Genomic DNA, 26372 nt, shown 5'->3' with positions numbered 1-26372 from the left:
GAATAACAAAAGCCACCCAACAGCTTACGTCATTGGATGGCTTTTCACGCGATTCTGGTCAGTGCTAGCCGCGAATTCTATCGATTAGGTTTTTTGCTTCACGGCGAACTTCGTCATTGCCATCCACTATCGCCTCTTCCAATAGTTTAATCGCACCTTGTGAATCGTTCATCTCTAAATAGATTTTAGCGAGGTCAATTTTCCCAGAGGCTTCTGAGTTCACATCCACATCTTCGAAATCAACGTTGCCAATCACATCAGGAAACTCATCAAGACCCACGTTGAGGTTCAGCTCCTCCTCTTCAGGATCGAGTTGCGCCTCTCCATCCACTTCCGCCATCAACTCCTCAATGGTTTTATACTGGGCATCTTTGGGGTTAAAATCTTGTTGCTGTGACCAATCATCATCAGCCAATTGTGCCTGTGCAGGTTTGTTGTCTTCACTCCAAACCTGCTGCTCATCCTCTGGGATCTCTTGTAGGCTGTCATCACTGCGTTGGAAACCATCCCAGTCTTCCCCGCCCATTTCGAGCATTGAATCAATATCCATCCCAGCACTGTCAGCTTTATCGGGAGAGAACATGGATTGATCAAAACTAACAGAATCATTCGATTCATCTAACCAGTCATTAAGTACGTCTTCATCAAGACTTTGCGCTTTCTCACTAGAGACCTCTCCAGTTTGGAAAAGGTCAAACAGTGCATCTTGTTCATCCGCTTGCTCTGGGTCTATCGCCATCGAAGGGTCGATAAAATCAGACGGCTTCGATACCGGCTCCTGATTATTCTCTGGCTCAGGCGATGCACTCGATTTATCTTCGGTAAACTCAAGAGGCTGTTCATCTTGTGCAGCAACCGATTCATCTCGCGGTTGTAGATCTGACGCTTTTTCTGGCTCCGATGACTCATCAAATGAGGCTGCGGCATCTTCTTCCGTAAACTCTGGGAACAGGTCTGCATCAAGCTCGACAGGCTCATCTTGACCTTGCGGCTCTGAAGTTGGCTCTGGCTCAGACGGCCCATCAAACGGGGCTACCGCATCTTCTTCCGTAAACTCTGGGAACAGATCTGCATCAAGCTCGACAGACTCGTCTTGACCTTGCTGCTCTATAACTGGCTCTGGCTCAGATGGCGCATCAAACGAGGCTGCCGCATCTTCTTCGGTAAACTCTGGGAACAGGTCTGCATCAAGCTCGACAGGCTCATCTTGACCTTGCGGCTCTGAAACAGGCTCTGGCTCAACTGGCGCATCAAACGAGGCAGCTGCGTCTTCTTCCGTAAACTCTGGAAACAGGTCTGCGTCAAGCTCGACAGGCTCATCTTGACCTTGCGGCTCTATAACTGGCTCTGGCTCAGCTGGCGCATCAAACGAGGCAGCTGCGTCTTCTTCCGTAAACTCTGGGAACAGATCTGCATCAAGCTCAACAGGCTCATCTTGACCTTGCGGCTCTGAAACTGGCTCTGGCTCAGACGGCTCATCAAACGAGGCTGCGGCATCTTCTTCGGTAAACTCTGGGAACAGATCTGCATCAAGCTCGACAGGCTCTTCTTGGGCTTGCGGCTCTGAAGCTGGCTCTGGCTCAGACGACTCATCAAACGAGGCTGCGGCATCTTCTTCCGTAAACTCTGGGAATAGGTCTGCATCAAGCTCGACAGGCTCTTCTTGGGCTTGCGGCTCTGAAGCTGGCTCTGGCTCAGACGACTCATCAAACGAGGCTGCCGCGTCTTCTTCAGTAAACTCTGGGAACAGGTCTGCATCAAGCTCAACAGGATCATCTTGCGCTTGTGGCTCTGAAACTAAGGTTTCCGTATTGTCTTCAGGCTCAACTAACCAATCCTCATCTTGAGGAATACCAAACTCATTACCTTCAACCGATGCTGATTCAGTAGGCTCATCTGTCGCAACCTCTTCTTGTTCCGACAAGCTATGCCAGTCGCCACCGTTTAACAGTGGATCGTCATCCAATGAAATTGAATCGATGTCATCGACAAAAGTTTCTCGATTGAAAGGTTGCTCTGGCTCTGGCTCTGGCTCTGGCTCTGGCTCTGGCTCTGGCTCTGGCTCTGGCTCTGGCTCTGGCTCTGGCTCTGGCTCTGGCATGAGCGTATCAAGGTCGAATAATTCGTCTAGTGCCGAGTTGAGTTCATCTTGTGCTGGCTTCTGCTCTGGAATATCGTTGTCCAAACCAAGTTCTGCTAACAGGTCATCTGGGTCGACAGACAAATCAGCGTCATCTTGTTCTGAACTCAACGAAGACTGCTCAATCTCTAATAGCTCATCAAAAAGCTCAGTACCATCAGACAAGTCATCACTTGATTCAGCTGACGGTTGTTCATCGTCATCCGTTAGCAGCTCATCTAGCATCTGCTCAGAGTCGGAAAGATCGAAATCATCATGGGAAGAATCCATTAACTCATCTAGCAGGTCGACACTATCCTCAGTTAAAGCGGCACTGGTTGGGCTCTTTTCATCAAGGTCTAGATAGTCTTCCAGAAGGTCTGTACTGTCATTGAGGTCGAAGTCTTCTTGATCATCATCTAAGGCGAAATCCGACACACTGCTTTCTTGCTCTGCTTGCGGCGGGTTAACGTCTAATCCAAGCTCGTCTTCTAATGATGGCGTAGCCTCTTGTTCATCGGCACTGTCCATGTCAAATAGCAGTTCATCAAGCATGCTTTGATCAAGGCTTTCACCTTCAAGCGCATCATCACCAGATAGCAACTCATTAAGATCATCGTCATCCGAAAGATCAAAACTGTCTTCACTATCCTCGTCGAGACTTGCCTGATCCAGAGCACGCTCCATCTCTTCAAGACCCAGCGCTTTGTCATCCGCACTGACACTGATGCCGTTACTGCTCATTGCAATGTCATCGAGCTCAGCATCAATATCACTGTCATCTAAGGCATCAAATAGACCTTCATCATCGTCTAAGTTGAGGTCTAGATTATCGTCATCCGAAAGGTCGGCGAAGACATCCTCTTGCTGTGACTCTTGTTCGTTATCATCCTCATCAGACAACAAACTATCATCATCAAACAGGTCATCACCCAACAGCAGATCATCGTCTAATTCATCACTTTCAAGACTCGGTAGCTCATCTGTTGCTGCGAGTAACTGTGGCTCTGCCTCGGTTTCTTCTTGTTTCGCCTCTTCTTTGTCTGCTCCACGACGGTTAAACAGTGCAACAACAATCAATACGATCAGCAACCCTGGAATACTCGCGAGTAGAGCCAGAAACCAAGGTGATGCTGCCAATTGGTCAACTAGGGATGGTTTAAGGCGCTGTTCGTCTGCCAGTCGCTCACGCTCCGCCTGAAGCATCTTTTCAACTTCATTGCGAATACGTTGCTCATCCGTCACTTCTTCACGCAGTGAGCCAAGTTCATTTTGAACATCAGAGAGCATCAAACGTAGCTGATGATTTCGCTCCTCTAAAGCCAGCAGCTCCGACTCCGAGACTTCAAGCTCTTGTTTGAGACGAGAGACCTCTTGTGGCTCTTGTTTGATTTCAGACTCAGATGGCGTAGGTGTTGAAGGAGAAGTTGCCTCTGTTGTCACTCCTGAGCTTAGCTTAGGTAACTCTGGTTGAGTGGTCACTTCAACTGGCGCTGATACAACCGGTTGAGGCTTTGGTTCTGGCTCTGGCTGAGGGCTTGGTGTAACAGGCACAGGCGTTGGCTGTAGGCGAGCTTGGTGCGTTGCCATGACTCTTACCGCTTGCTCAGTCGTGACACTCTGAACTTGCGCTGAAGAAGGAATTCTCAGGTTACTACCAGGAATAAGACTATGAATATTCTGATCTTCAAATGCGCTTGGGTTAACTTGATAGATAGCCAACAGCATCTGCTGAGTCGTCACCCGATTATTAGGGCGAAAACGTGATGCGATCTGCCAAAGTGTCTCTTCTTCGCCAACTGGACCGTAAAAACGAGACGGCTCTGAAATTGGGGTATTGCGAGAGATCGGTTGAGAATACTGAGGCGCATTCAACACCTCACCATTAGGACCTTTGACACGAATTGTGTCTGCACTGACGTATGAAGCCCCTGTGGCAATCACCAGCAATAGTGGTAAACAGAGACGTTGAAAATAAAGGCGCATAAAAAGCTCAGTAAAAGGCATTATCAGAATTTTAACTTCTAAATATATCGGATAATGGGGGCAAAACTATAGTGGAAATGACAAAAAATGCCGCTTAAGAGGGATTATCGCATGAAACTCACAAAAAAGGGCCCACATCCGTGAGCCCTCTTGCTTAAAACCGCATCAATATTGATTAAAGTTATATTTCATTCAAGTTTATAACACTAGTAGTAATCGCGAATTAGAACTTCAGCAATTTGCACCGCATTCGTCGCTGCGCCCTTGCGTACGTTGTCAGCAACAACCCACAAGTTGATGCCACTGTGATGACTGATGTCGTTACGAATACGACCAACCATGACGTGATCTTTACCACCCGAGTCACGAACTTGAGTTGGGAAGTCTTCGCCATAGAATACTTCGATACCCTCGGTTTGCTCTAATAACTGCGCCACTTCTTGTGCATCAATCGGTGCGCGTGTCTCTAAATGAACCGCTTCAGCATGACCATAAAATACCGGTACACGAACACAGGTTGGGTTCACCGTAATTGATGGATCATTAAAGATTTTTTGCGTCTCCCACACCATTTTCATCTCTTCTTTGGTGTAGCCGTTTTCCATAAACTTGTCGATTTGTGGAATGCAGTTAAACGCAATTTGCTGAGCAAATTGCTCTGGCTCTGCTGGACGGCCATTAAGAAGGTGCGCCGTTTGACCCGCTAGCTCATCAATACCCGCTTTACCTGCACCAGACACAGACTGGTAGGTCGAAACGTTAATGCGCTCGATGCCAACCGCATCATGAATCGGTTTTAGAGCCACAAGCATCTGAATCGTCGAGCAATTTGGGTTTGCAATGATATTGCGGTTACGAAACTCTGCGATCGCTTCAGGGTTAACTTCTGGTACAACAAGCGGCACATCATATTCATAACGGAAGTGTGAGGTGTTATCAATGACAACAACGCCTGCATCAGCGGCGATAGGTGCCCATTTCTCTGATAGATCACCACCCGCAGAGAACAGGCCAATATGTGCCTGAGACCAATCGAACTCTTCCACATTTTGCACAATCACAGACTTACCGTTAAAGCGATAAGATTTGCCTGCACTGCGCTCACTCGCTAAAAGAAAAATGTCACCAACAGGAAACTTGCGCTCTTGCAGCACTTCTAGAATGGTTTCACCCACTGCGCCCGTTGCGCCTAGAACAGCTACGTTGAATTGTTGACTCATTTTCTTACCTCGATTTGAAAGCCTAATTTACTTAACGGTGCTAAATTGCACGTTTCATCCCCGCTAAGGGTAATAGCACTGTACTCTCGTCGATCCCAATACTGCTTACGCATCTGGTCAAAAGCGCCCGGTTTGGCAATCTCTCGACGGAACAAGCTATCGTCTTTGCGCACATCATAGATGATTTGAGTCAAATTGTGCAGCGTTGCTTCATCCCATGCACGATCAAGCTGTACCTTCGGCGTCGGTGCAATCGGCAATAAGTCTGCTGCATAGGCACGATTTTCGCGTTGAAGAAACTCGCAATAGGCGTTAAATATCATCGTGGTGCCACGTGCTTTACCCTCTAAACCGTAGCCTGCAACATGAGGTGTGGCAAAAGCCAGGTAAGGTAGCAGTTCCATATCGACCTGCGGTTCAAACTCAAATACATCCAATGCAGCAGTAAAGCCATCCTGTTTCGCCAATCTTGCTTTGAGCGCCTGATTATCAACAATTGGGCCGCGAGCCGCGTTAATCAATATCTGATCACTGCGCAGTTGTTTCAACACGCTGTCATCAATCAGGTGATGCGTCGAATGCTCACCTTCGCGCGTAATTGGCGTGTGCAACGTAATAATGTCTGCCTGCTCTAATAGTTCTGGTAGCGGTGTAAACTTACGCGTGTCACCAGCTTGTTGCTTCGGTGGATCGTTAATTAATACGTTAATGCCGATACCTTGCAAGCATTGCGCTAAATAGCTGCCGACTTGTCCTGCGCCAACAATACCTACCGTCTTATCAAACACGGAAAAGCCTTGCTGCTGCGCTAAAACCATCATCACACTGAACACATATTCAGCCACGCCTACCTTGTTACAGCCTGGCGCTGCCGTGAAGAATATACCTCGCTCTTGCAATAGAGCTTGATCAACATGATCCATGCCTGCGGTCGCAGTACCGACAAACTTCAACTTGTCTGCTTTAGCGACTAACTCTGCGTTGACTTTAGTGACAGAGCGGATCATCAAAGCATCCGCATCGACTAAATCGTCCGCACAAAGGTCACGGCCGGGCATTAACACCACGTCACCGATTTGACTAAACAACGCCTCTGCATAAGGCATGTTCTCATCGACAATAATTTTCATAATATTTTTTATTTCTATATTGGCAGTAGAGAGATTGTGCAAAATTCATTGCAAGCTGTCTATAAAAAAGCCCGGCATATAGCCGGGCAATCATCCAGAACAAAAGGATTCTGTCCCGCTCTCCTTGGGACAGAGTCTGCGTCTGTTCGACCAGCGAGGCTGGTCCGCTCTGGAAACAGGTTTAGCCTTGGTATTTCTTAATAACCAATGTGGCGTTTGTACCACCAAAACCAAAGCTATTTGACATCACTGTCGTCAGTTCTGCTTCACGCGCTTGCGTTACAATATCAAGACCTTCAGCCGCTTCATCCAGTTGCTCTACATTGATGCTTGGAGCAATAAAACCATGCTCAAGCATTAACGTTGAATAAATCGCTTCATGTACACCCGCAGCACCGAGCGCATGACCAGTCATCGCTTTGGTTGCTGAAATTGCAGGGCTATTGCCACCGAAGACTTCTTGAATAGCGCCTAGCTCTTTCACATCACCAACAGGAGTCGATGTGCCGTGTGTATTGACGTAATCCACACCATCCACTTCTTGCATTGCCATCTTCATACAACGGATCGCACCCTCACCCGATGGAGCCACCATGTCATAGCCATCAGAGGTTGCACCATAACCGACGATCTCACCGTAGATCTTCGCGCCACGCGCCAATGCATGTTCAAGTTCTTCAACCACCAGCATGCCGCCACCGCCAGAGATAACGAAACCGTCTCGGTTCGCATCATAAGTACGTGATGCTTGCTCTGGGTTATCGTTGTATTTTGTAGACAGTGCACCCATTGCGTCAAACATCATGGTTAGTGACCAATCTAGCTCTTCACCACCTCCGGCAAACACAACATCTTGCTTGCCAAGTTGAATCAGTTCCATCGCATGGCCAATACAGTGCGCTGAAGTCGCACATGCAGAGCTCATTGAGTAGTTCACACCACGAATCTTAAATGGTGTCGCCAAACACGCAGAGACCGTTGAAGCCATTGTACGAGGTACCATGTAAGGACCAACACGCTTCACGCCTTTCTCACGCAAAATATCTACCGCTGCCACTTGGTTCAGCGAAGAAGCACCACCAGAGCCAGCGACAATACCAGTGCGTTCGTTAGAAACTTGCTCATCTGTTAGGCCAGAGTCAGCAATCGCCTGCTCCATTGAAAGGTACGCATACGCTGCCGCATCACCCATAAAGCGCATTTTCTTACGATCGATATGCTCAGCTGGGTTCATCTTTAGATTACCCCACACCTGAGAACGTAGACCTTGCTCTTTAAACTGCTCAGAAGCTGTGATACCTGACTTCCCTGCTTTCAACGACGCAAGCACTTCTTCAACGTTGTTACCGATACTCGATACAATACCCATACCGGTGATGACGACTCGTTTCATGAACATTTCCTAAAAATTCTAAAATCCGCTAGATAATAACGAAGTTAACAAAGCAAAGTGGTCAGCTTTCCGTCCCCTTTGCCGCCTGTCATAAGGTTTTTACTCTAACAACTTGGTTTTGTGGATCTAGCTCACACGTTAAGTTGCGAGTACAATTAGGCCATTGCTTGCCTAAACACCTACATTATGACATCTATCACCAACGCACAACTGGGCTGGAATGAAGCCGGCACACCTGTTTCTGACCATTTTGACGATGTGTACTTTTCTAACGTTAATGGCTTAGAAGAGACGCGCTATGTTTTTATTGAACAGAATCATCTCCCAACAAGATGGCAATCGTGTGAACAACGCCGCTTTGTCGTCGCTGAAACAGGGTTCGGTACTGGGCTTAACTTTCTTGCCACTTGGCAAGCGTTTGAACAGTTTAGAGCCAAGCACCCAGAGTCTGCGGTGAAAGAGCTGCACTTCATTAGCTTTGAAAAATTCCCAGTCAAGCTTGATGACCTCATCAAAGCGCACCAAGCATGGCCTGAACTTGCACAATATGCTGCGCAGCTACAAGCTCACTATCCGATAGCCGTACCTGAATGCCACCGAATCGTGTTGGCGGATGGTGCCATCACGCTCGACTTATGGTTTGGTGATATTAAAGACTGTATGCCACTTGTACCAACCACTCAGCACGGTATTGTTGACGCTTGGTTTTTAGACGGTTTTGCCCCAAGCAAAAACCCTGAAATGTGGAACCAAACCCTATTTAATGGCATGGCAAACCTCGCTAAAGCGCATGCAACTTGTGCGACCTTCACAGCCGCAGGTTTTGTTCGTCGCGGCTTAATCGAAGCCGGATTCAGCATGAAAAAAGTCAAAGGCTTTGGCACCAAGCGTGAAATGCTGGCGGGCTCGTTTGAAGCACGAAATCAACCGGGAAATACCCAACCTTGGTTCCACTATCAAGGTGCCTCCACAACTGATGCTGGTTTAGATATTGCGCTGATTGGCGGCGGTATTGCTTCTGCGACATTGGCTAAGTCTCTGACTCGTCGCGGCGCAAAAGTGACCCTGTACTGCAAAGATGAGTGCCCTGCTCAAGCCGCTTCTGGCAATCGTCAAGGGGCGGTTTACCCTCTTCTTAATGGAACACACGAAGGTGTTTCTCGTGTTTTTGCTCCGGCGTTTCTCTACGCTAGACAATTTGCACAGCAAATGGCGAACGAGTTTCACTTTGATCACGATTGGTGTGGTGTCACGCAGTTGATTTGGGATGAAACAGCAAAGCAAAAGCTTGAAAAAACAGTGCAAGGTCAATTTGATTCGCAATTGATAAGGGCGCTAGACCCACAACAAACTAATCAGCAAGTGGGCGCAAATGTCGATATGGAGAGTGTCTTCTACCCTCTCGGGGGTTGGCTGTCTCCGGCGCAATTAACACAAGGAATCATTCACCAACTTGAAGCTCAAGGGAAGCTGTCGGTGAAGTTCAACACTCACATTACCGACATTGAAAAAAGTGACGCAGGGTGGGAACTCCACTCTCAGCAACAGCGTTTTTCTCATAAAGTGGTCATCATTGCCAATGGAAATGAGTTTGACCAACTCAATGTCACACAAGAATTACCCCTCGGTCAGGTAAAAGGGCAAGTAAGTCATGTTCCTACCACCACTGAGCTAAGTAAGATCAAAACGGTTCTCTGCTACGACGGCTACATGACGCCAGTTAACCCGAATAATCAACACCATTGTATCGGTGCCAGCTACGATCGTACGCACCTCGATACCGAGTATGATGAAAACGCGCAACAAGATAACCGACAAAAGCTCATAAACTGTATCCCTGATCAAGACTGGCCAAACCTTGTCGATGTGAGCCAAGGTGATTCTCGTCAAGGTATACGATGCGTGAGCCGCGATCATTTACCGTTTGTTGGCAACATCGCCCAGCTAGAGAGTGTAAAAGCCCAGTATCAAAACTTGCATTTGGTTTCAGAGCAAGATGCTCAAGAGCTTGAAGTACCTCAAGACCTCTTCTGCATGCTCGGCCTTGGGTCGCGTGGGCTCTGCTCAGCGCCACTGATGGCTGAAGTACTGGCCTCGCAAATCTATCATGACCCAATCCCACTGCCTGTTGACCTTCTTCAAGCTATTCATCCTGCAAGGATGTGGGTGAGAAAACTGCGTAAAGGCAAAGCACTCAATCAATAGTATCAATTGAATTAAAAAAGGAGTGGCCAAGCCACTCCTTTGTGTTTCATTCAAACAACTATCTTCAAAACTGGTCGTCAAGGCTACTAGTTGCCGAGTAACTGAACCGCTTGACGGATCTGCTGTGCAATCTCTGCGTTGGTCACGACATCTGCTTCAACATCGAAATTGTCGTAAAAGCTTGGTACCGATACCGATGCTTTCACATTGCCACCGAAGTATCCAGCAGAGCCAGTAGCGGCAGCGAGTACATTTTGTGCGCCGCCCGGGCCAGGGGAGGTTGCCAAATAGACAGCAGGCTTGCCCTGAAAGACTTCACGCTCAATACGTGTTGCCCAATCAAATAAATTTTTGTAGGCGGCAGGGTGATGTCCGTTATGTTCAGCAAATGAGATAACCAGTGCGTCAGCCTCTGCAAGATCTTGCAAAAAAGCTTGCGCTCCTGGCGCTTGACCAATCTCTTTCTCCTTGTCTTCGCTAAACATTGGAACCGAATAGTCGTTGATGTCCAATACCTTCACCTGAGCGTCATCCACCAAGCCTGCTGCATATGTTGCAAGCGCTTTGTTGATAGATGTTGAGCTAGTAGAGGCTCCAAACGCGATAATTTTCATGGTAATTTCCTTGCCCTGTAAAGTATGAACTTAGAATAGAAGCTAGGCGTTAACCAAACAAGATGAATTCATGCAACAAGATGGTCAAGAAAATCAATCAAGATTGAGCGACTAACTCTTTCCAAAGATCATGCACAATAACGCGATCTGCGGGGCTTAACTCCGACTTCGCTTGCTCGAGACTTGCTTCGATTTGCTGCTTAAGCACTTCAATGTCATTGATACCCTGCTCTTCGCACTCCGCCGCTGACAAGGAGATATGTCCGCGTAAATAGCCGCCCGCAAATAGCTCATCATCAGAGGCCGTTTCGATGCGTTGGTCAATTAATGCCAGTAAGTTTTCTTCAAATTCGATGATCATGGGCTTCCTTTAGGGTCTTTATTCTAGGTCTAGACTAATTGTTGATTTAGGTTTATTGAACCATAAATTGCTCGGGAGTGAGCTCTGGTATGTTGTAAAAGTCGCGCAACGCATTAGAAAGTGCAGCAACGCGTGGTGGGAGACCCGATGCAAGTATCGACATCACTTCACCATGCACTTTACGCATAAACGCAATACGGTCTGGTTCAAAATTGCCGTGTAGATTGTCACAGCTAACATTAAATGGAAAGCCTGCGCTGAGTGATAAAATCCACTCATAGGCTTGAGGACGAATTTCAACTTGTTCAAATTCTGCCTGTACTTGTGCAGTACGACCGTCTGGCTCATACCAATAGCCAAAGTCTTCCAGCAAGCGACGCTCTGGCCCTGCAACGCACCAATGTGCAATTTCATGTAATGCCGAGGCATAGAATCCGCGAGCAAAAACAATACGATGGTGCGTGACACTCTTATCTGCCGGCAAATAGATGGGTTCATCGCCACCAAGCTCTAAACGAGTGTTAAATGTTTCATAAAAGGTCTGATCGAATAAGCGAATTAAGTCTTGATATTGGTGTGTCATGAGGACTTTATCTTTGTATAACTGTCTCTCGTATTTTGCGTGTTTTTCTCGGTAGGGTAAAGAAAACAAGCTCGCTTACATCAACGCTTTCGCAACATTAACTATATTTAATCTTCACGCCATTTTGAGTTTATGTCACTAAGGTAGAGTTATCCCATCGAAACAAGACAGGAAGAAGCACTATGAATATGAGACAAAAGAGAGCACTCGCCGTGTGTGGCACAGGGTTCTTTTCACTGTTTGCCGCAATCAATGTATTAGCCGCTTCTTTCTGCTCACTTTAAATTGGGAAAATATTATGAAACTCATCAAGCTTGGCCTACTCGCAACCGCGATCTCGTTCTCTGGTATCACAATGGCAGACGATGATATGAGCATCAACCTAATGGCCCTTAATTCATCTAACACGACAGTAGCAACATTGGCTCCTGCTGTGCGCAAAGATTACAGCGGTGTGGTTACAGAAGTTGAATTGGATGATTACAAAGATCAGCAAGTTGTCTATGAATTCAAAATGGTTGACCTTGACGCTGACAGCAAATATAAGTTGAGTTATTCCGTCAGTGACCAGTCACTTGTCAAAGAGAAGTCTGACAGTTTAAGCACCTTTGGTTTTAGTGACTTAGACACAGACGACCGTGTGGCAATAGAGCGTGTAATAGAATCTGGATTCGACATTCTCAGCGTCATACCTGAGCTTGAAAGTAAATATTCAGCAAAGCTAATTGAAGCGGAATTAGAAGAGAAAAACGGCATTGTCTACTATGAAGTAAAACTCGCTTCAACTGAGCTTGGTAAACAAAAGCTATTGATTAATGTCGATAACGGTGAAGAGATCCCCGTTCTCAAGCGTCATAAAAAATAAGGATTACTAATGAAAGTACTGGTCATTGAAGATGACAAAGAGACCAATCAATACCTTGTTCAGTCTTTGAAACAACAAGGCTGGGCGGTCGACAGCGCTAGCAATGGACAAGATGGACTATTCTTGGGTCTCGAAGGACAGCATGACGTGATTATTCTTGACCGCATGTTGCCGGGGATTGATGGCCTGACCGTACTTTCTACTTTAAGAGCAGCGAATGTCGCTGCTCGTGTTCTTATCCTTAGTGCGCTTGATAGCGTCGATGAACGCGTCAAGGGGCTCAAACAAGGGGGCGATGACTACCTCACCAAACCTTTTGCCTTGTCGGAACTCATTGCCCGTGTGGAGATCCTTAGCAGTCGCGTGGCTTCAATGACGGCCTCGTTGCAGAGCAACAAGCTGCATAATGGACCGTTAGAGCTCGACTTACTTGCCCACCACGCTGTTTTATCCGGGCGTAAGATAGAACTGCAGGCGAAAGAGTTTCAGCTACTCAAGTATCTTCTAGAGCATGTTGATCAAGTCGTCACTCGCTCACTGCTGTTTGAAGCGGTATGGGATTACAACTTTGACCCTCAAACCAATGTGATCGACGTACACATTGCCCGCCTTAGAAAAAAAATTGACCTAGAGGGCCAACCCAATCTCATCGAAACAGTAAGAGGCGCTGGTTATAGAATGAGAAAAGCACTGTGATTAAGTCTTCACTTTCAACTCTGGGCCACACTATTCAACAACTATGGCAGCGCCACTCATTATGGCGCTTGTCTATATTGGTCGCCGTCATGCTTTGGCTTACGGTTGCTCTTGCCCTGTTTGCAGTTTACCAATTGAGTATCCAACCTTTAGTACGCTCAAAGCATCAGCTAATCTCACAGCATGTCGAGCAACTGAATTCTGCTGCCGAGTTAAACAACGGCTCTAATATCGAGCGGTGGCTGGACGACACCCTATACGAAAACCAAAATATCTTAACGGTCATCAAGTCGCCGAATGGCCATGTTTCTGGTGCACTAAGCCATATTCCCAACGCCCTACCTACCTGCCCTAGTATCGCCCCTTTCCCCATCATTCGTGAAGGAAACGATGCCATATCTATACTAGAAGGTTGCTCGTTCAAGATTCACGATCATCAAGTGCTGATTGCCACGAACAATGAGTACATTCGTGAAATTCAAGAGAATTTTGTCAATGCGGCACTCACAATCATGGCATTGAGTTTCTTTATTGCGCTGATACCTGGGTGGATTATACGCCGCAAAATATCTCACCAACTCAATGCCATTAATCACGTTGTGGGTAAAATCGAACAGGGACATTTTGATAGCCGTATTCCCCTAGCCGCTTCTAAACCCGAGTTTGCGCAAGATGAGTGGGAGCGTATTGGCCTGTTTATTAACCGAATGCTCAACGAGGTGGAATTATCCGTCAATCAAATTCAAGGTGTTACGGATGCAATCGCACACGATCTTCGCACGCCTTTGACCAGAATAAAGAATCGCCTTACTGCCGCTGAACAAGAGACAGATCCCACTAAGAAAGCCTTAGCGTTAAATGAGCTTCACCACCATTTTGACGAGATTTTAGTCACCTTTAATGCGATGCTCGAACTAAGCAAACTAGAAGCATTGAGAGAAACCGATCAGTTTGGTCAAGTCGACTTTGAGGCCATCGCTAAGGATGCCATTGAGTTGATTGAACCTATGCTCGATGACAAGCAGCAGACCATTAGCTTAACGAGTACTCCCTGCCATCTAAATGGCGACCGTTCTCTGCTATTTCGTATGCTCTACAATCTAATCGACAATGCCCACAAATACTCTCCCAAAGGCGCTTCCATAACATTAGAGATCACTCCTAAACAGATGACGCTTACTGATACTGGGCCGGGGATAGCACCGAACCTTCGTCACAAAGTGTTTCAGCGCTTATACCGCGTGGATACAAGTCGGAACACACCAGGTCATGGTCTTGGGCTTGCACTTGTGGCTGCGGTGGTAAAATTGCATGGGGCAAGCATTAGCCTTGATTATGCTAACCAAGATGAAAAAACAGGCTTATGTACAACCATAGTGTTCTCTGAAAGAGATTATTAGCATTACATTAACTAATGCAACAAACGTTTACTTAACTAATTTTTCTCATTCGTCTAAATCAAGAAAGTCGATTAGACTCGCGCTCAAATTATGTTGCTTTCAACGAAAAGTGACACGGCATAACAACAATATAGAGTAGAAACATGCTGTTGAGTATTTTATATGTTGTCGGTATTACGGCAGAAGCGATGACTGGCGCACTCAGTGCGGGTCGTCAAAAAATGGATTGGTTTGGCGTCATGCTGGTGGCAAGTGCGACTGCAATTGGTGGCGGCACAGTGCGCGATATCTTACTCGGCCATTACCCGCTAACTTGGGTTGCTAATCCACAATATCTCGCCATCACTTGTCTGGCTGGCTTACTGACAACGGGAATTGCCCACTGGGTGATTAAGTTCAAAGGGGTCTTTATTCGCCTTGATGCCATAGGCCTAGTTGCCTTTAGCATCATCGGCACAAAAGTGGCGATGAATATGGGGCTGCATCCCAGTATCTGTATGGTGTCTGCTCTGGTAACAGGTGTCTTTGGCGGCTTACTTAGAGATTTAATCTGTCGACAAACACCCTTGGTTTTACATAAAGAGCTTTATGCCTCTGTCGCATTTAGCGCATCCGGACTCTATTTGGCCTTGCTTGAAATGAACATCAGTGAGCTGACGGCGACCATCATCACATTAATTGCCGGTTATCTGCTTCGCATGTCCGCCGTTCGTTTTGGTTGGCGATTGCCAGCGTTTCAGCTTGAAACAGAAGGACCGCTACATTAATCACATCCAATAAAAAAGAGGTTGCACGATGCAACCTCTTTCACTCTAACACTGTCGTTAATTTCGAGCTTTGGCCTCGAACTAGATCTTTGGCGTTTCAGTCATCACACCGTGATTTTGCCCACGATGGCGCAGCAGATGATCCATCACTACGATAGCAAGCATCGCTTCTGCAATAGGCACAGCACGAATACCGACACATGGGTCATGGCGACCTTTTGTAATCAGTTGCGTTGGCTCACCTTGGCGTGTAATGGTGTCACCTGGCACTGTAATGCTTGATGTTGGTTTTAGTGCAATGTTCGCTACGATATCTTGCCCTGTAGAGATACCACCTAAGATACCACCGGCGTGGTTGCTACCAAACCCTTGAGGAGAAAGCGTATCGCGGTGCTCACTGCCTTTTTGCGCAACAACATCAAAGCCGTCACCTATTTCAACACCCTTCACCGCGTTGATGCTCATCAGTGCATGGGCAATATCGGCATCTAGACGGTCAAACACTGGCTCACCTAAACCAACAGGTACGTTGGTCGCAACCACCTGCAATTTAGCACCAATCGAGTCACCCTCTTTCTTCAAATCACGTATCAACTGGTCAAATGCGTCAACTTTGTCGACATCAGGACAGAAAAACGCGTTATTTTCAATTTCGTCCCAATCTACTTTATCAATCGCCACATCACCCATTTGTGAAAGATAGGCACGGATCTCTACGCCAAACTCTTGTTTGAGGTATTTTTTTGCAACCGCACCTGCCGCAACGCGCATTGCTGTTTCGCGAGCCGATGAACGGCCACCACCACGATAGTCACGGTTGCCGTATTTTTGATGGTAAGTGTAGTCAGCATGACCTGGGCGGAACTTATCTTTAATTTCAGAATAGTCTTTTGAACGCTGGTCAGTATTTTCAATCAGCAGACCAATAGATGTACCCGTTGTGCACCCTTCAAAAACACCGGAAAGGATCTTCACTTCATCAGGTTCACGGCGCTGAGTGGTATAACGAGATGTTCCCGGGCGACGGCGGTCCAAGTCTGTTTGAAGGTCCGCTTCCGTTAACTCAAGTCCCGGAGGACAGCCATCAATTACACATCCAAGTGCAATACCATGACTCTCACCGAAAGTGGTGACGCGAAAGTGCTGTCCAATGCTGTTACCTGCCATTATTTCCTCTAAATTCATTGCCAGTGGGGATAAAACACCAGCAAGCTTCCTATTCTTCGTGGATTCATAGTGGCTTTATTGGTTTGGGATGTAAAGGGTAAATTGATGGCAAACTCAGCAGATAGCGCCTCGCCAATAGAGATCAGACCTGAAAAACAAAGCGCCGCCCGAAGGCAGCGCTAATGAGTCATATTTTACTGAAGGAGTTATTCCGTCATTAAGAGGGAGTTAATCCTTATACAGCGCAAAGTGCTGTGAGTGTTCAACAATCTGTTCACGGGTCAGTAGGAATACGCCGTGGCCGCCGTTTTCAAACTCTAGCCAAGTGAATGGGATGTCTGGGTACTGTTCCATCATGTGTACCATTGAGTTGCCCACTTCACAGACCAAAATACCTTTTTCAGTCAAGTAATCCGGTGCGTTAGCCAAAATGCGGCGAACCAGTTTCAGGCCATCTGTACCCGCAGCTAGACCAAGCTCTGGCTCATGTGTGAACTCGTCAGGTAGGCTGTTCATGTCTTCTTCATCCACATAAGGTGGATTCGTCACAATCAGGTTGTACTGCTCTTTTGGTAAGTCACGGAACAAGTCAGAGCGGATTGGGAACACTTGCTGCTCCATGCCGTGATCTTGAACGTTTTGCTCTGCAACTTGCAATGCATCCGAAGAGATGTCGATCGCATCAACTTCTGCCTCTGGGAACGCGTGCGCACATGCAATTGCAATACAGCCACTACCCGTACACATATCCATAATGCGTGTTGGCTCTTCCACCAACCACGGTTCAAAGTTGGCTTGAATCAGCTCACCGATTGGAGAGCGTGGCACAAGCACTCGCTCATCAACAAAGAACTCCAAGCCACAGAACCACGCTCGGTTGGTTAAGTATGCAGTTGGTGTACGCTCATTAATGCGCTTCACCACGCGCTCAACAATGCGTAAACGCTCGCTGCTTGTAAGGCGCGAGTTCAATACGTGCGGAGGCACATCGATTGGCAAATACAGTGTTGGAAGGATCAATTGAACCGCTTCATCCCACGCATTATCGGTGCCGTGACCATAAAATAAATTCGCTGCGTTGAAACGACTGACTGTCCAACGAATCATATCTTGAAGCGTATGAAGCTCTGATACTGCTTCTTCTACAAAAATCTTATCCAAAGTTGCCTCCAAAAAGCGCTACAATACTCTTCATATAGTTGTATTAGAGTAATGATTTACCCATGAGCCGCAAAGACACCGATTTTGATGATGACTTCTCGCTCTTCTATGAAGAAGTAAAGGGCGTAAAAAAGTTTGCACAGGATACCATAGTCCAGCCCCCAAAAAGAAACGTTAAGCAGAAAGAAGTCACTCGCTCTGCTCGCGAGGCTTCAGATACTGAATTTTACTTCTCCGATGAGTTCGTACCACTCTTAAGCGATGATGGTCCTACACGCTATGCACGTGATGATGTTTCTAAATACGAAGTGAAGCGTCTGCGTCGCGGGGTATATGTACCTGACGTGTTTTTGGATATGCATGGCATGACACAACAGGAAGCAAAAAGAGAGCTTGGATCTATGATTGCTTACTGTGTGAAACAGAAGGTCAGTTGTGCGTGTGTTCAACACGGGATCGGAAAGCACATTTTGAAACAGAAAGTGCCTCTATGGCTTGCACAACACCCTGATGTAATGGCCTTTCACCAAGCACCGCTCGAATTTGGCGGTGATGGTGCACTGCTGATTTTACTCTCTATCCCAGATAAGTAATCAGCGACCTAAAGCTTAGTGACGCAAATCAGGGGGTATTGGCATGTTCTCATTTTTCAGAACTGGACGCTGACCACCTTTTTTGCGGTACTGTTTCAACTGGAACACGTACGCAAGCACTTGAGCAACCGCAGTAAATAGCCCGTCAGGGATCTCTTGCTCAAGCTCAGTAGTATGGTACAAGGCGCGCGCGAGTGGTGGCGCTGGAATCACGTAGATATCATGTTCACGAGCTACCTCTCGAATCTTAAGTGCCATATGGTCGACACCTTTTGCCACCACGACTGGCGCTTTATCAGTATTCTGTTTATAACGCAGTGCTACAGAGAAATGCTCTGGGTTGGTAACAATCACATCAGCCTGAGGAACATCTGCCATCATACGCCGCTGAGCCGCTTCGCGTTGGAGCATACGAATACGCCCCTTGACCTCAGGTTTACCCTCGGTGTCTTTAAACTCGTCTTTGATTTCCTGCTTGGTCATCTTGAGCTGTTCATTGTGCTGCCAAACCTGAAATGGAATATCAATTGCTACTACAACGAGTAACGAGCAGCTGATAAGCAAAACAAAGTTTAAAAGGATATCGAGTGAGTGAAAGATATTTTGCGGATAAACATCGGTGCTTAGCTGCAACAAATCGGCGCGAGAGCTATCTATCAATAAGAACGCGACACCCGCAACCAGGCCTACCTTAAGAATCGACTTGATCAGTTCAACCGCACTCTGCTTGCCCACCATACGTTTCAAGCCGCTAAGAGGGTTGAGTTTAGAGAGTTTTGGTCGTGCCGCTTCAGCGGAGAAGCGAATCCCACCAAGACCAGCCGCCCCTGCCAGCGCTGCGAAAAACAGTACAATCAATATCAGCAGTAGAGGGAATATCAGACTGCCAAGTGCACCAAAGGCGATATCCCCCAGCTTACCGACGTCGAAAATCTCCTCACGACTTAAGGTGAAGATACGTGACATCATCTGATAAAGCGCAGTCGCAAGCATGCCACCAAACCACATCAAAGATACCGAACCAATAATGAGTACAGAAACAGATGCAAGCTCCTTCGAGCGGGCGACTTGGCCTTTCTCTTGGGCTTGCTGTCTCCTTCGGGGCGTGGCCTCTTCGGTGCGTTCTTGGCCGTCAGATTCTGCCAATCCAACCTCCTACGCCAATCAGCAGTTGATGTTGATCAAGCGGCATATCTGCTCCTCCCTTTGTGACCAATACAACTCATAGTGGCTCAGTAGCCCACTTAGAAGGTACCAACAAATAAACAGACCGACCATTAAGGCAAAAGCAAAGCCCAACGAGAAGATATTCAGCTGCGGAGCTGCACGCGTCATCACGCCAAACGAAAGGTTGATGGTTAACAGCGCTATAATGCCCGACAGCGCCATACTTAATGCGACTTTAAACATGATTCCCAGCCAAGAGGCGATCTCTTGAAAGCCTAACTGGCTTATTCCGCCACTGCCAATCGGGAGACTTTGAAAACTCATCACAACTAATTGGATCATTTTCAAATGGCCGTCAGTACCTAAAAAAAACAGGGTCGCTATCATCATAAACAGCTGGCCAAGTACTGGCGTATTTTGACCATTGGCAGGGTCAACCATTGAGGCAAAGCCCAAACTCGATTGCATACCTAAAATTTGACCAAGCAAGACAAAGGTCTGCAAGATAAAAACAGTAATAGTACCCATCGCGACACCAATGATGATCTGTTCTGCGAGCACCATGAACCCGGCAAAAGACATCAACTCTATCTCTTGAGGGACGGCAGGGATCACGGGCATGACAGCAAAGGTAATCGCAAGGCTAAGGTAGAGACGGACACGCGCTGGAACAAAGCGTGCGCCCGTTACCGTCATCACCATCAGCATGGAGGAGATGCGGGTCAAAGGCCAAAAATAGTTGGCCATCCACTCTAATACAACAACCGTTGGATACTCCATAAAGTGCCCTAGTAGAGTATCGTTGGTACGCGCTCGACGAGACTAAAGAAATACTCCATCATCACTTGAGTCCCCCAATGCGCAAACGCCATAAGGGCGAGAAGAGTCACGATCAAACGCGGTAAAAATGACAGGGTTTGTTCGTTGATCGATGTCGCGGCCTGAAATATCGCCACAATTAGGCCCACCAGCAAACTTGGAATGATGATGGCACACACCAACATCAACACCAACCAAAGTGCATCTCGGAACAACTCAACAAATAACTCAGGTGTCATCGTTTTATTACTCCGCTACAAGGCAAAACTGCCAGCCAAAGTGGACAAGATTAAGTTCCAACCATCAACTAAAACAAACAGCATCAACTTAAAAGGTAGAGAAACGATCATCGGCGATAGCATCATCATACCCATTGCCATCAATACTGAAGCGACAACTAGGTCAATAATCAAGAACGGCAAAAACAGCATAAAACCGATCTGGAACGCGGTCTTCAGCTCCGATGTAATAAACGCTGGGATCAGAATTGCCATCGACACCTCTTCTGGGCTTTGCACCTCCGCACCCGCAATATTGACAAAAGTTTCGAGATCTTTAACCCGCGTTTGCTTGAGCATAAACGCACGAAGCGGCTGCTGCGCCTCATCAAATGCTTCTCGGGCACTGACCTGCTCGTTAATGTACGGCTGAATAGCCCTATCGTTAATTTGATTGAGTACCGGAGACATCACAAAGAAGGTTAAGAACAGGGAGATACCGATGATGACCTGATTCGAAGGTGTCTGCTGCAAACCCATCGCTTGACGCAATATCGACATCACAACCACGATACGAGTAAATGAGGTCATCAAGATAACCATTGCTGGCAAAAAGCCGAGCATGGTCATCAGCGCTAAAATCTGTAAATTGATCGAGTAATCTTCGCTACCATCTGGGTTTGCTGTCATGGTAAAGGCTGGAATACCACCACCGCCACCACTACGAGTGCTTGAAGCCGTCATCGTGGATGCGCCTTGTTCACTTTCCATGGCCGAGACCGTAACCTGACCCGCTGGCGAGGTGTTAGCGCCAATAGGTGTATCGAGTTCTTGTTGCGCCATCGACAATGGCGCACAAATTAGCAGCAAAACGAGCCAACACAGAGAGGAGAGTTTTCTATGCATGATTACTCTTTTTCAACATTTTACTCAGTTGAGAGCCAAAAGCGCTATCTTCAACAACCTCATCCGCAATCGGAGTCTCAAGCTTAGACACTAGGCTGATATTGTTTGGCGTTATGCCCACCAAAAAATGCTCTTCACCGGCTTTGACAACCGCGATACGCTCCTTTGTCCCAACCGGAATTTGACGAACAATCGCCAAGTCTTTGTGATTGAGCAGTGAAGGTACACGCATTTTTTTCAACAGCAGCATCAACACGACAATGACCAAAATAACGAGAAAAAGCGACCCTATGGTGGTCGCTACATCAAAATGCTCTTTTGGCTCTACGGCGGCAAGTGCCGTCCCGGAGAATACGCTGGCCGACACACTCAATAACATGCGCATAGAGGATCTAAGTAAGTTCATTAGCGCAGCTTCTTGATACGCTCGGTCTGGCTGATCACGTCCGTTAAACGGATACCAAACTTATCGTTTACGACAACCACTTCGCCGTGAGCAATCAAGGTGCCGTTAACCAATACATCTAATGACTCACCGGCAACACGCTCCAGCTCAACAACCGAGCCTTGGTTCAGTTGCAGTAGGTTACGGATACTGATTTGTGAGCGGCCTACTTCCATAGAGATCGTCACTGGAATATCGAGAATGGTATCCAGTTTACGACGTTCGTCTTCAGAGATTGGCGAAGAGGTGTCTTTCAGCTCATCCAACGGTGCTGCGAGAATATCATCTACGTCCACATCCGGTGCCATCGGGTCTTCACCCAGCGCAGCTGCCCATTCGTCAGCCAGTTTCTGATCGTCAGATGGTTCCATCTTCAATACCCTTATTCATCATCGTCTTCGAGCGCACTATCGAGCTCAGACATAATATCTTTACCAAGAAACGCCAAATCGGTCTTAACCACATCTGGTCGTCTAATTTTTTCTGAAATTTGTACCGCCATTTTTTCACCAGAGCGCCCCATCTTGACACGATAGGTCGGCAGTTCTTCCACAAACATTGTGGCATGCTCAGGCATAGAAATTGGGATGATGTCGCCCGCTTGAAGCTCCATCAAGTCACGTAATGAGATATCTTGTTCAAGTAGGTTAACTCGGAAATTCACCGGTACATCCATGATTTCGTCACGCAGTGCCGAGCTCCAACGAATATCCGTCTCCATTTTGTCCGACTGAACACCTGCATCGAGCAACTCTCTGATCGGTTCAACCATCGAGTATGGCATAACGACATGAAAGTCGCCGCCTCCGCCATCCACCTCTATATGGAATGAACTGACTACAATCACCTCTGTCGGGCTAACGATGTTCGCCATGCTCGGGTTCACTTCCGAGTCCAGGTACTCAAACTCGACCCCCATCACCGGAGACCAAGCTTCTTTATAGTCTTCAAACACAATTTTAAGAAGCAACTGAACAATTCGACGCTCTGTTGGCGTAAACTCGCGACCTTCAATGCGCGCGTGATAACGACCATCTCCGCCAAAGAAGTTTTCTACCAAAATGAAGACCAGACGCGCTTCCATGGTGATAAGTGCTGTACCTTTTAGCGGACGAAAACGCACCATGTTCAAACTGGTGGGTACATAGAGTGTGTTTTGGTATTCTCCAAACTTCATCATCTGTACGCCGTTGATCGACACCTCTGCCGTTTTTCGCAGCATATTAAACAAGCTAATGCGTAAATGACGAGCAAAACGCTCATTGATAAGTTCGAGGGTCGGCATTCGCCCACGAACAATGCGATCTTGTGAAGAGAAATCAAAGCTGACGGCATCACCGTCAACATCATTCAACTCTTCTTCAACGTCATCGACATCATCAACACCATGCAGTAGCGCATCAATTTCGTCTTGGCTTAATAAATCGGTCACGTCTTACCTACTGAATTACAAAGTCAGTGAACAGCACGCGCTCAATAACGGGCTGCCCTACTGCTTGAGATAAACTGGCTTTCACATCATCTGAAGCCTTATCACGCAGCTCAACACGCCCATTCGGCGTGCGAAGTTGCTCAACGGTACTGGAGGCAAACGTATTGATCAACGAACTCTCGATCAATGGAGAGTGGTAGCGTGCTAACTCTTCATTAGCGCGACCACGCACCATGAGTTGTGCTTTTATTTGCACCATACGATTGCGACTGTCGCCCGTCACATTAAAGACAAAAGGCTGAGGAATATTCACATAGGAGATCGGTTCCACAACTGGCTGAGCACTTTGGCTCACAGAGCTGTTTGAAGCACCCGCTGTGTCATCATCCGATCCCGTCATAAAGAAAGCTGCTGCTGCGACGCCAATCAATAATACGGCGACGACAGCGATAATAATCAGTAATTTACCTTTGCCTTTTGGGGCTTCGATTTGTTGTTCTTCTGCCATCTGTGTCTCTGCAATTATAGTTTAGGCATAAAAACTAATGCCATCTTGTTCTGTTTTTACATTGAGGTTAACGCTCGAATCTGCTGAGTGTTCATCGCCATCCCAGCCTTCTCCATTACCAGAGCCTTGAGCGCCTGACTGCCCTTGACCGGCAAATTGTCCCTGCTGCTGACCCGCACTTTGCTGCTGAACCGAGGTATCACCGAGTTGCAAACCCTGCTGGGCAAGCATTTCACGCAGTCTAGGCATTGCCTGTTCAATCACATCGCGAGCCTGGCTATTCGCCACCGTAAAATGCACGGTTGCATTGTCACCGTTCATGTTCATACGGATCTGCATGCGACCCAATTCAGGTGGATCTAGCCGTATATCAATATTTTTTAAATTCTTTGACAACATGACCTGAACTCGCTCGTTCGCCTTTTCTGCCATCTGTTCCGCTGACATAGCCTGCGATATTACCACACTCCCTTGTGGCGTGTTTACCTCCGAGCGTGTGACTTGAGCGGTTGCTGCTGCGGAAGTCACACTGTTCGGTGACACCCCATCGTGAGTTTGAACTGTGGATGATTCTTGCTTATCCGCTTTTGCGGCCACAAGACCGGTTGCAGCCAAACTATTTCTCAACGCAGCATCACTCGCGGCTTTGCTTGTCATCGGGGTGGCTGATGCGCTCATTGCACCCATTAAGGCTGGGTCAAGCGCGGCTTTATTGTCTATGCTGCTAGCTGTCACTGAAGAGGTCGGTACACTGACTGCCGCTTGGGGTGATGATGCGTTCGCTGCCGCGCCCACAACGGCCGCTCGAGCAGCAAGCACTGCTGGATCTACTTTCTCTCGGCTATCGACACCTGCTTTACCGTCTGCAACCGGTGTTAACGCTTGTGCATCTTCTTTCGGCGACTGTCCCCATGGAATCGCAACGATAGGCGCCTCCGCGCCCTCTTCCACCTGCTCATGATTCACTTCACCCTTTACAGACTGCTTTGCCTGTGTAGGTTCAAAACCATCTTGTTGAGCTGGTGACACGCCCGGGTTTTCGCTATCGGTCATTGCGGCAACCTGCACTGAAACGCTTTCCTCGCTTGTTTCTTGGGCTTGAGCTGCTGCTTGTTTTAATGCTAATTCATCCGAAGTTTGGGAAAGCTCGCCCTCCGCCACCGTTTGTGCATCAGAGTTGGTTAGTTTGTTACTTAACTCAGAGTCTTGAGCGGCAGATTCATTTGTTGATCCTGTGCTGACCGCTTTAGCACCTTCCTGTGAGGGGGTTCCCGAAGAGTTCACTTGTTTTGTTTCAAGCTCAATACCACTAGATACTGCACTTTGCGCGCGTGAAGGTGTCTCAGCCAGTTCACTAGTCTTTACTTGATTCGATATTGAAGCGACAGCAGCGGCTTCTTTTACCGCTGGCTGCTTTTGATCTTCTTCCGGTGGCAACGCTTTGCCGCCCGAGGCTTGACTTACGTTGTGAGGTCCTGCGTGTTCTGCAACGACGGTATCAGGCTTCGCTTGTTTACCTTGCAGTGCATTATTCGAGTCATTAAGGCGCTCTAAAAGCTCATCACTTTCCGATACGGTTTTCTTCGCTTGTTGTGACTTAGCGTCAGCCAGCACCACACCCTCGTTGCCGCGTTCTTTAGGGGATGTTGACTGATACCCTTCAGAAGTAACCTCTGAATCAGCGGATGCCGTCCGTTGAGTTGATGTCGTTTTTACTGGTGTAACTTCATCATCTTGAAGTTCATCCGTTGACGCTGAGCCAGTGCTGCTAGCCGCCTTACTAGTCTTGACCGCATCAGAACTCGCATCCTGTTCTCCGTCAGCTTTTGATGTGACAGGTTTTGACTCGCTGGCTTTTGCGCTGTTTTTTTTTGCCACACCATCCGTTGAATCACTTGAGTTGCCAAGCATGGCACTCAACTTACTCATAAATCCATTTTCTTGCGACGGGTTATCAGGGGTCGAAACTTTTCCAGCCTCTGGCGCGGTCAATTTTACGCTGTCGGTGGATGTCGATAAATCTAGCTTCATCTGTTATGAGTACTCAAGTAATAAAGAAAAGCAGCCACTATGCGTGGGGATCCATACTCTACTGGCTGCACCAGCAAAGCATATCAATTAATAGTATTCTTGAGATGCAAAAATCACACCAGCATTAACGAGTTTTTCGTGCATACATAAGCGTCGAAAATTCATCCATCATACGTTGCTCTTTTTTCGCTTCGAGCCGTTGCTTTTCTTCGACTTTTTTATCTCGCATCCATTCATACGAACGCCTTTGCTTGCGTACTTCAAGCCAATGCTCTTCACAAGCATTGACTTGCTCTTTGAAGTGAGATTCCGCCTGTTTTTGCTTGGCCAGTGTCTCATCCAACTGGGTAAGAAAACGGTTCAGATGGCCATATTGACTAGCAGTCAGCCCACCTTTGCCGCGGTCAATTAACTGTTGGCAATAATCTCTACGATATTTTTCTATCTGTTCGACCTGACGGTAATACCCCTCAAGCTCAGAGCGCGCTTTATTAAGAGACAACACCGCTTGCTGCTCTTTGTCTGACGCTTGCTCCAAAAGAAAATCAAGTGCGTTCTCCATAACCTAGCTCCTCACCATTCGCTC

At 47.3% G+C, this 26372-nt stretch carries 25 protein-coding genes; 6 read left to right on the top strand and 19 right to left on the bottom strand.

Annotated elements, in window-relative coordinates:
- Positions 1-64: 64 nt before the first annotated feature.
- The 4 genes from QWZ05_RS17350 to fabB form a co-directional block, all read right to left on the bottom strand.
- Entirely contained in the window at positions 65-4105 is a 4041-nt protein-coding gene (locus tag QWZ05_RS17350; protein WP_290299690.1) for a FimV/HubP family polar landmark protein, read from the bottom strand.
- A 206-nt stretch (positions 4106-4311) separates the two neighbouring features.
- Complete coding sequence (locus tag QWZ05_RS17345) at positions 4312-5325, bottom strand: aspartate-semialdehyde dehydrogenase (RefSeq protein WP_264877013.1); 1014 nt, start codon at positions 5323-5325, stop codon at positions 4312-4314.
- Complete coding sequence (locus QWZ05_RS17340) at positions 5322-6455, bottom strand: 4-phosphoerythronate dehydrogenase (RefSeq protein ID WP_264877012.1); 1134 nt, start codon at positions 6453-6455, stop codon at positions 5322-5324. Before QWZ05_RS17340 ends, QWZ05_RS17345 begins: the two co-directional genes overlap by 4 nt.
- A 181-nt stretch (positions 6456-6636) precedes the next feature.
- Positions 6637-7848, bottom strand: coding sequence for a beta-ketoacyl-ACP synthase I (gene fabB, locus QWZ05_RS17335; RefSeq protein WP_264877011.1), 1212 nt, complete (start codon positions 7846-7848; stop codon positions 6637-6639).
- Positions 7849-8034: 186 nt separating this feature from the next.
- Between fabB and mnmC the strand changes: the two genes are divergently transcribed.
- Positions 8035-10053 (top strand): bifunctional tRNA (5-methylaminomethyl-2-thiouridine)(34)-methyltransferase MnmC2/FAD-dependent 5-carboxymethylaminomethyl-2-thiouridine(34) oxidoreductase MnmC1, encoded by a 2019-nt coding sequence (gene mnmC / locus QWZ05_RS17330; RefSeq protein WP_290299687.1) that lies wholly within the window; start codon positions 8035-8037, stop codon positions 10051-10053.
- A gap of 86 nt (positions 10054-10139) precedes the next feature.
- Here mnmC and QWZ05_RS17325 read toward each other — a convergent pair whose 3' ends face one another.
- The 3 genes from QWZ05_RS17325 to QWZ05_RS17315 form a co-directional block, all read right to left on the bottom strand.
- Positions 10140-10667 (bottom strand): NADPH-dependent FMN reductase, encoded by a 528-nt coding sequence (locus QWZ05_RS17325; RefSeq protein WP_290299685.1) that lies wholly within the window; start codon positions 10665-10667, stop codon positions 10140-10142.
- Between the two features lie 97 nt (positions 10668-10764).
- Positions 10765-11028, bottom strand: a complete 264-nt coding sequence (locus tag QWZ05_RS17320) for a YfcL family protein (protein WP_264877008.1) — start codon at positions 11026-11028, stop codon at positions 10765-10767.
- Between the two features lie 52 nt (positions 11029-11080).
- Positions 11081-11611 carry an elongation factor P hydroxylase gene (locus tag QWZ05_RS17315; RefSeq protein ID WP_264877007.1) on the bottom strand — a complete coding sequence of 177 codons (531 nt, stop codon included), beginning with the start codon at positions 11609-11611 and terminating at the stop codon, positions 11081-11083.
- 298 nt (positions 11612-11909) lie between these two features.
- On the opposite strand from QWZ05_RS17315, the gene QWZ05_RS17310 reads away from it, so the two are divergent.
- The 4 genes from QWZ05_RS17310 to QWZ05_RS17295 all read left to right on the top strand — a co-directional run bounded on the left by QWZ05_RS17310 (position 11910) and on the right by QWZ05_RS17295 (position 15339).
- Positions 11910-12476, top strand: coding sequence for a hypothetical protein (locus tag QWZ05_RS17310; RefSeq protein ID WP_264877006.1), 567 nt, complete (start codon positions 11910-11912; stop codon positions 12474-12476).
- A gap of 9 nt (positions 12477-12485) precedes the next feature.
- Entirely contained in the window at positions 12486-13172 is a 687-nt protein-coding gene (locus tag QWZ05_RS17305; protein ID WP_290299683.1) for a winged helix-turn-helix domain-containing protein, read from the top strand.
- The gene (locus tag QWZ05_RS17300; protein WP_290299681.1) at positions 13169-14572 is read left to right on the top strand and encodes a sensor histidine kinase; all 1404 of its coding nucleotides are present in this window, start codon (positions 13169-13171) and stop codon (positions 14570-14572) included. The genes QWZ05_RS17305 and QWZ05_RS17300 overlap by 4 nt, the downstream gene beginning before the upstream one ends.
- A gap of 143 nt (positions 14573-14715) precedes the next feature.
- Positions 14716-15339, top strand: a complete 624-nt coding sequence (locus QWZ05_RS17295) for a trimeric intracellular cation channel family protein (protein ID WP_264877003.1) — start codon at positions 14716-14718, stop codon at positions 15337-15339.
- An 81-nt stretch (positions 15340-15420) separates the two neighbouring features.
- On the opposite strand, the gene aroC is transcribed toward QWZ05_RS17295, so the two are convergent.
- Positions 15421-16506, bottom strand: a complete 1086-nt coding sequence (gene aroC / locus QWZ05_RS17290) for a chorismate synthase (RefSeq protein WP_290299679.1) — start codon at positions 16504-16506, stop codon at positions 15421-15423.
- A gap of 228 nt (positions 16507-16734) precedes the next feature.
- Positions 16735-17667 (bottom strand): 50S ribosomal protein L3 N(5)-glutamine methyltransferase, encoded by a 933-nt coding sequence (gene prmB / locus QWZ05_RS17285; RefSeq protein WP_264877001.1) that lies wholly within the window; start codon positions 17665-17667, stop codon positions 16735-16737.
- Positions 17668-17729: 62 nt separating this feature from the next.
- Between prmB and smrB the strand changes: the two genes are divergently transcribed.
- A complete protein-coding gene (gene smrB / locus QWZ05_RS17280) occupies positions 17730-18260 on the top strand; it encodes an endonuclease SmrB (protein WP_289960834.1) in 531 nt (176 codons plus the stop codon).
- Between the two features lie 15 nt (positions 18261-18275).
- On the opposite strand, the gene flhB is transcribed toward smrB, so the two are convergent.
- The 10 genes from flhB to fliJ all read right to left on the bottom strand — a co-directional run bounded on the left by flhB (position 18276) and on the right by fliJ (position 26348).
- Positions 18276-19406 (bottom strand): flagellar biosynthesis protein FlhB, encoded by a 1131-nt coding sequence (gene flhB, locus QWZ05_RS17275; RefSeq protein ID WP_264876999.1) that lies wholly within the window; start codon positions 19404-19406, stop codon positions 18276-18278.
- Positions 19407-19424: 18 nt separating this feature from the next.
- Complete coding sequence (fliR, locus tag QWZ05_RS17270) at positions 19425-20207, bottom strand: flagellar biosynthetic protein FliR (protein ID WP_290299673.1); 783 nt, start codon at positions 20205-20207, stop codon at positions 19425-19427.
- 8 nt (positions 20208-20215) lie between these two features.
- Positions 20216-20485, bottom strand: a complete 270-nt coding sequence (gene fliQ, locus QWZ05_RS17265; protein ID WP_264876997.1) for a flagellar biosynthesis protein FliQ — start codon at positions 20483-20485, stop codon at positions 20216-20218.
- A 15-nt stretch (positions 20486-20500) separates the two neighbouring features.
- Complete coding sequence (gene fliP / locus QWZ05_RS17260) at positions 20501-21370, bottom strand: flagellar type III secretion system pore protein FliP (RefSeq protein WP_264876996.1); 870 nt, start codon at positions 21368-21370, stop codon at positions 20501-20503.
- Positions 21363-21776 (bottom strand): flagellar biosynthetic protein FliO, encoded by a 414-nt coding sequence (gene fliO / locus QWZ05_RS17255; protein WP_290299670.1) that lies wholly within the window; start codon positions 21774-21776, stop codon positions 21363-21365. Before fliO ends, fliP begins: the two co-directional genes overlap by 8 nt.
- Positions 21776-22186 (bottom strand): flagellar motor switch protein FliN, encoded by a 411-nt coding sequence (gene fliN, locus QWZ05_RS17250; protein ID WP_264876994.1) that lies wholly within the window; start codon positions 22184-22186, stop codon positions 21776-21778. Before fliN ends, fliO begins: the two co-directional genes overlap by 1 nt.
- Positions 22187-22197: 11 nt before the next feature.
- Entirely contained in the window at positions 22198-23247 is a 1050-nt protein-coding gene (fliM, locus tag QWZ05_RS17245; RefSeq protein ID WP_264876993.1) for a flagellar motor switch protein FliM, read from the bottom strand.
- Between the two features lie 7 nt (positions 23248-23254).
- A complete protein-coding gene (gene fliL / locus QWZ05_RS17240; RefSeq protein WP_264876992.1) occupies positions 23255-23755 on the bottom strand; it encodes a flagellar basal body-associated protein FliL in 501 nt (166 codons plus the stop codon).
- A 21-nt stretch (positions 23756-23776) separates the two neighbouring features.
- Positions 23777-25786, bottom strand: a complete 2010-nt coding sequence (locus QWZ05_RS17235; RefSeq protein WP_290299665.1) for a flagellar hook-length control protein FliK — start codon at positions 25784-25786, stop codon at positions 23777-23779.
- Between the two features lie 124 nt (positions 25787-25910).
- Positions 25911-26348 (bottom strand): flagellar export protein FliJ, encoded by a 438-nt coding sequence (gene fliJ / locus QWZ05_RS17230; RefSeq protein ID WP_264876990.1) that lies wholly within the window; start codon positions 26346-26348, stop codon positions 25911-25913.
- Positions 26349-26372 lie beyond the last annotated feature (24 nt).

The sequence above is a fragment of the Vibrio agarivorans genome, assembly GCF_030409635.1.
GTDB lineage: Bacteria > Pseudomonadota > Gammaproteobacteria > Enterobacterales > Vibrionaceae > Vibrio > Vibrio agarivorans.
Note: the sequence above shows the minus strand (reverse complement) of the source record. Positions and strands in the feature narration are given on the sequence as shown.

Bases quoted from the DNA above. Each gene is read 5' to 3' on its own strand.
- QWZ05_RS17295 (WP_264877003.1), top strand. From the start codon at position 14,716: ATGCTGTTGAGTATTTTATATGTTGTCGGTATTACGGCAGAAGCGATG.
- fliO (WP_290299670.1), bottom strand. From the start codon at position 21,776: ATGAACTTACTTAGATCCTCTATGCGCATGTTATTGAGTGTGTCGGCC.
- fliR (WP_290299673.1), bottom strand. From the start codon at position 20,207: ATGGAGTATCCAACGGTTGTTGTATTAGAGTGGATGGCCAACTATTTT.
- QWZ05_RS17310 (WP_264877006.1), top strand. From the start codon at position 11,910: ATGAAACTCATCAAGCTTGGCCTACTCGCAACCGCGATCTCGTTCTCT.
- QWZ05_RS17340 (WP_264877012.1), bottom strand. From the start codon at position 6,455: ATGAAAATTATTGTCGATGAGAACATGCCTTATGCAGAGGCGTTGTTT.
- QWZ05_RS17315 (WP_264877007.1), bottom strand. From the start codon at position 11,611: ATGACACACCAATATCAAGACTTAATTCGCTTATTCGATCAGACCTTT.
- aroC (WP_290299679.1), bottom strand. From the start codon at position 16,506: ATGGCAGGTAACAGCATTGGACAGCACTTTCGCGTCACCACTTTCGGT.
- QWZ05_RS17235 (WP_290299665.1), bottom strand. From the start codon at position 25,786: ATGAAGCTAGATTTATCGACATCCACCGACAGCGTAAAATTGACCGCG.
- QWZ05_RS17320 (WP_264877008.1), bottom strand. From the start codon at position 11,028: ATGATCATCGAATTTGAAGAAAACTTACTGGCATTAATTGACCAACGC.
- QWZ05_RS17305 (WP_290299683.1), top strand. From the start codon at position 12,486: ATGAAAGTACTGGTCATTGAAGATGACAAAGAGACCAATCAATACCTT.
- QWZ05_RS17350 (WP_290299690.1), bottom strand. From the start codon at position 4,105: ATGCGCCTTTATTTTCAACGTCTCTGTTTACCACTATTGCTGGTGATT.
- fliQ (WP_264876997.1), bottom strand. From the start codon at position 20,485: ATGACACCTGAGTTATTTGTTGAGTTGTTCCGAGATGCACTTTGGTTG.
- mnmC (WP_290299687.1), top strand. From the start codon at position 8,035: ATGACATCTATCACCAACGCACAACTGGGCTGGAATGAAGCCGGCACA.
- fliJ (WP_264876990.1), bottom strand. From the start codon at position 26,348: ATGGAGAACGCACTTGATTTTCTTTTGGAGCAAGCGTCAGACAAAGAG.
- QWZ05_RS17345 (WP_264877013.1), bottom strand. From the start codon at position 5,325: ATGAGTCAACAATTCAACGTAGCTGTTCTAGGCGCAACGGGCGCAGTG.
- smrB (WP_289960834.1), top strand. From the start codon at position 17,730: ATGAGCCGCAAAGACACCGATTTTGATGATGACTTCTCGCTCTTCTAT.
- fliL (WP_264876992.1), bottom strand. From the start codon at position 23,755: ATGGCAGAAGAACAACAAATCGAAGCCCCAAAAGGCAAAGGTAAATTA.
- fliP (WP_264876996.1), bottom strand. From the start codon at position 21,370: ATGCATAGAAAACTCTCCTCTCTGTGTTGGCTCGTTTTGCTGCTAATT.
- fliN (WP_264876994.1), bottom strand. From the start codon at position 22,186: ATGGAACCATCTGACGATCAGAAACTGGCTGACGAATGGGCAGCTGCG.
- QWZ05_RS17325 (WP_290299685.1), bottom strand. From the start codon at position 10,667: ATGAAAATTATCGCGTTTGGAGCCTCTACTAGCTCAACATCTATCAAC.
- fabB (WP_264877011.1), bottom strand. From the start codon at position 7,848: ATGAAACGAGTCGTCATCACCGGTATGGGTATTGTATCGAGTATCGGT.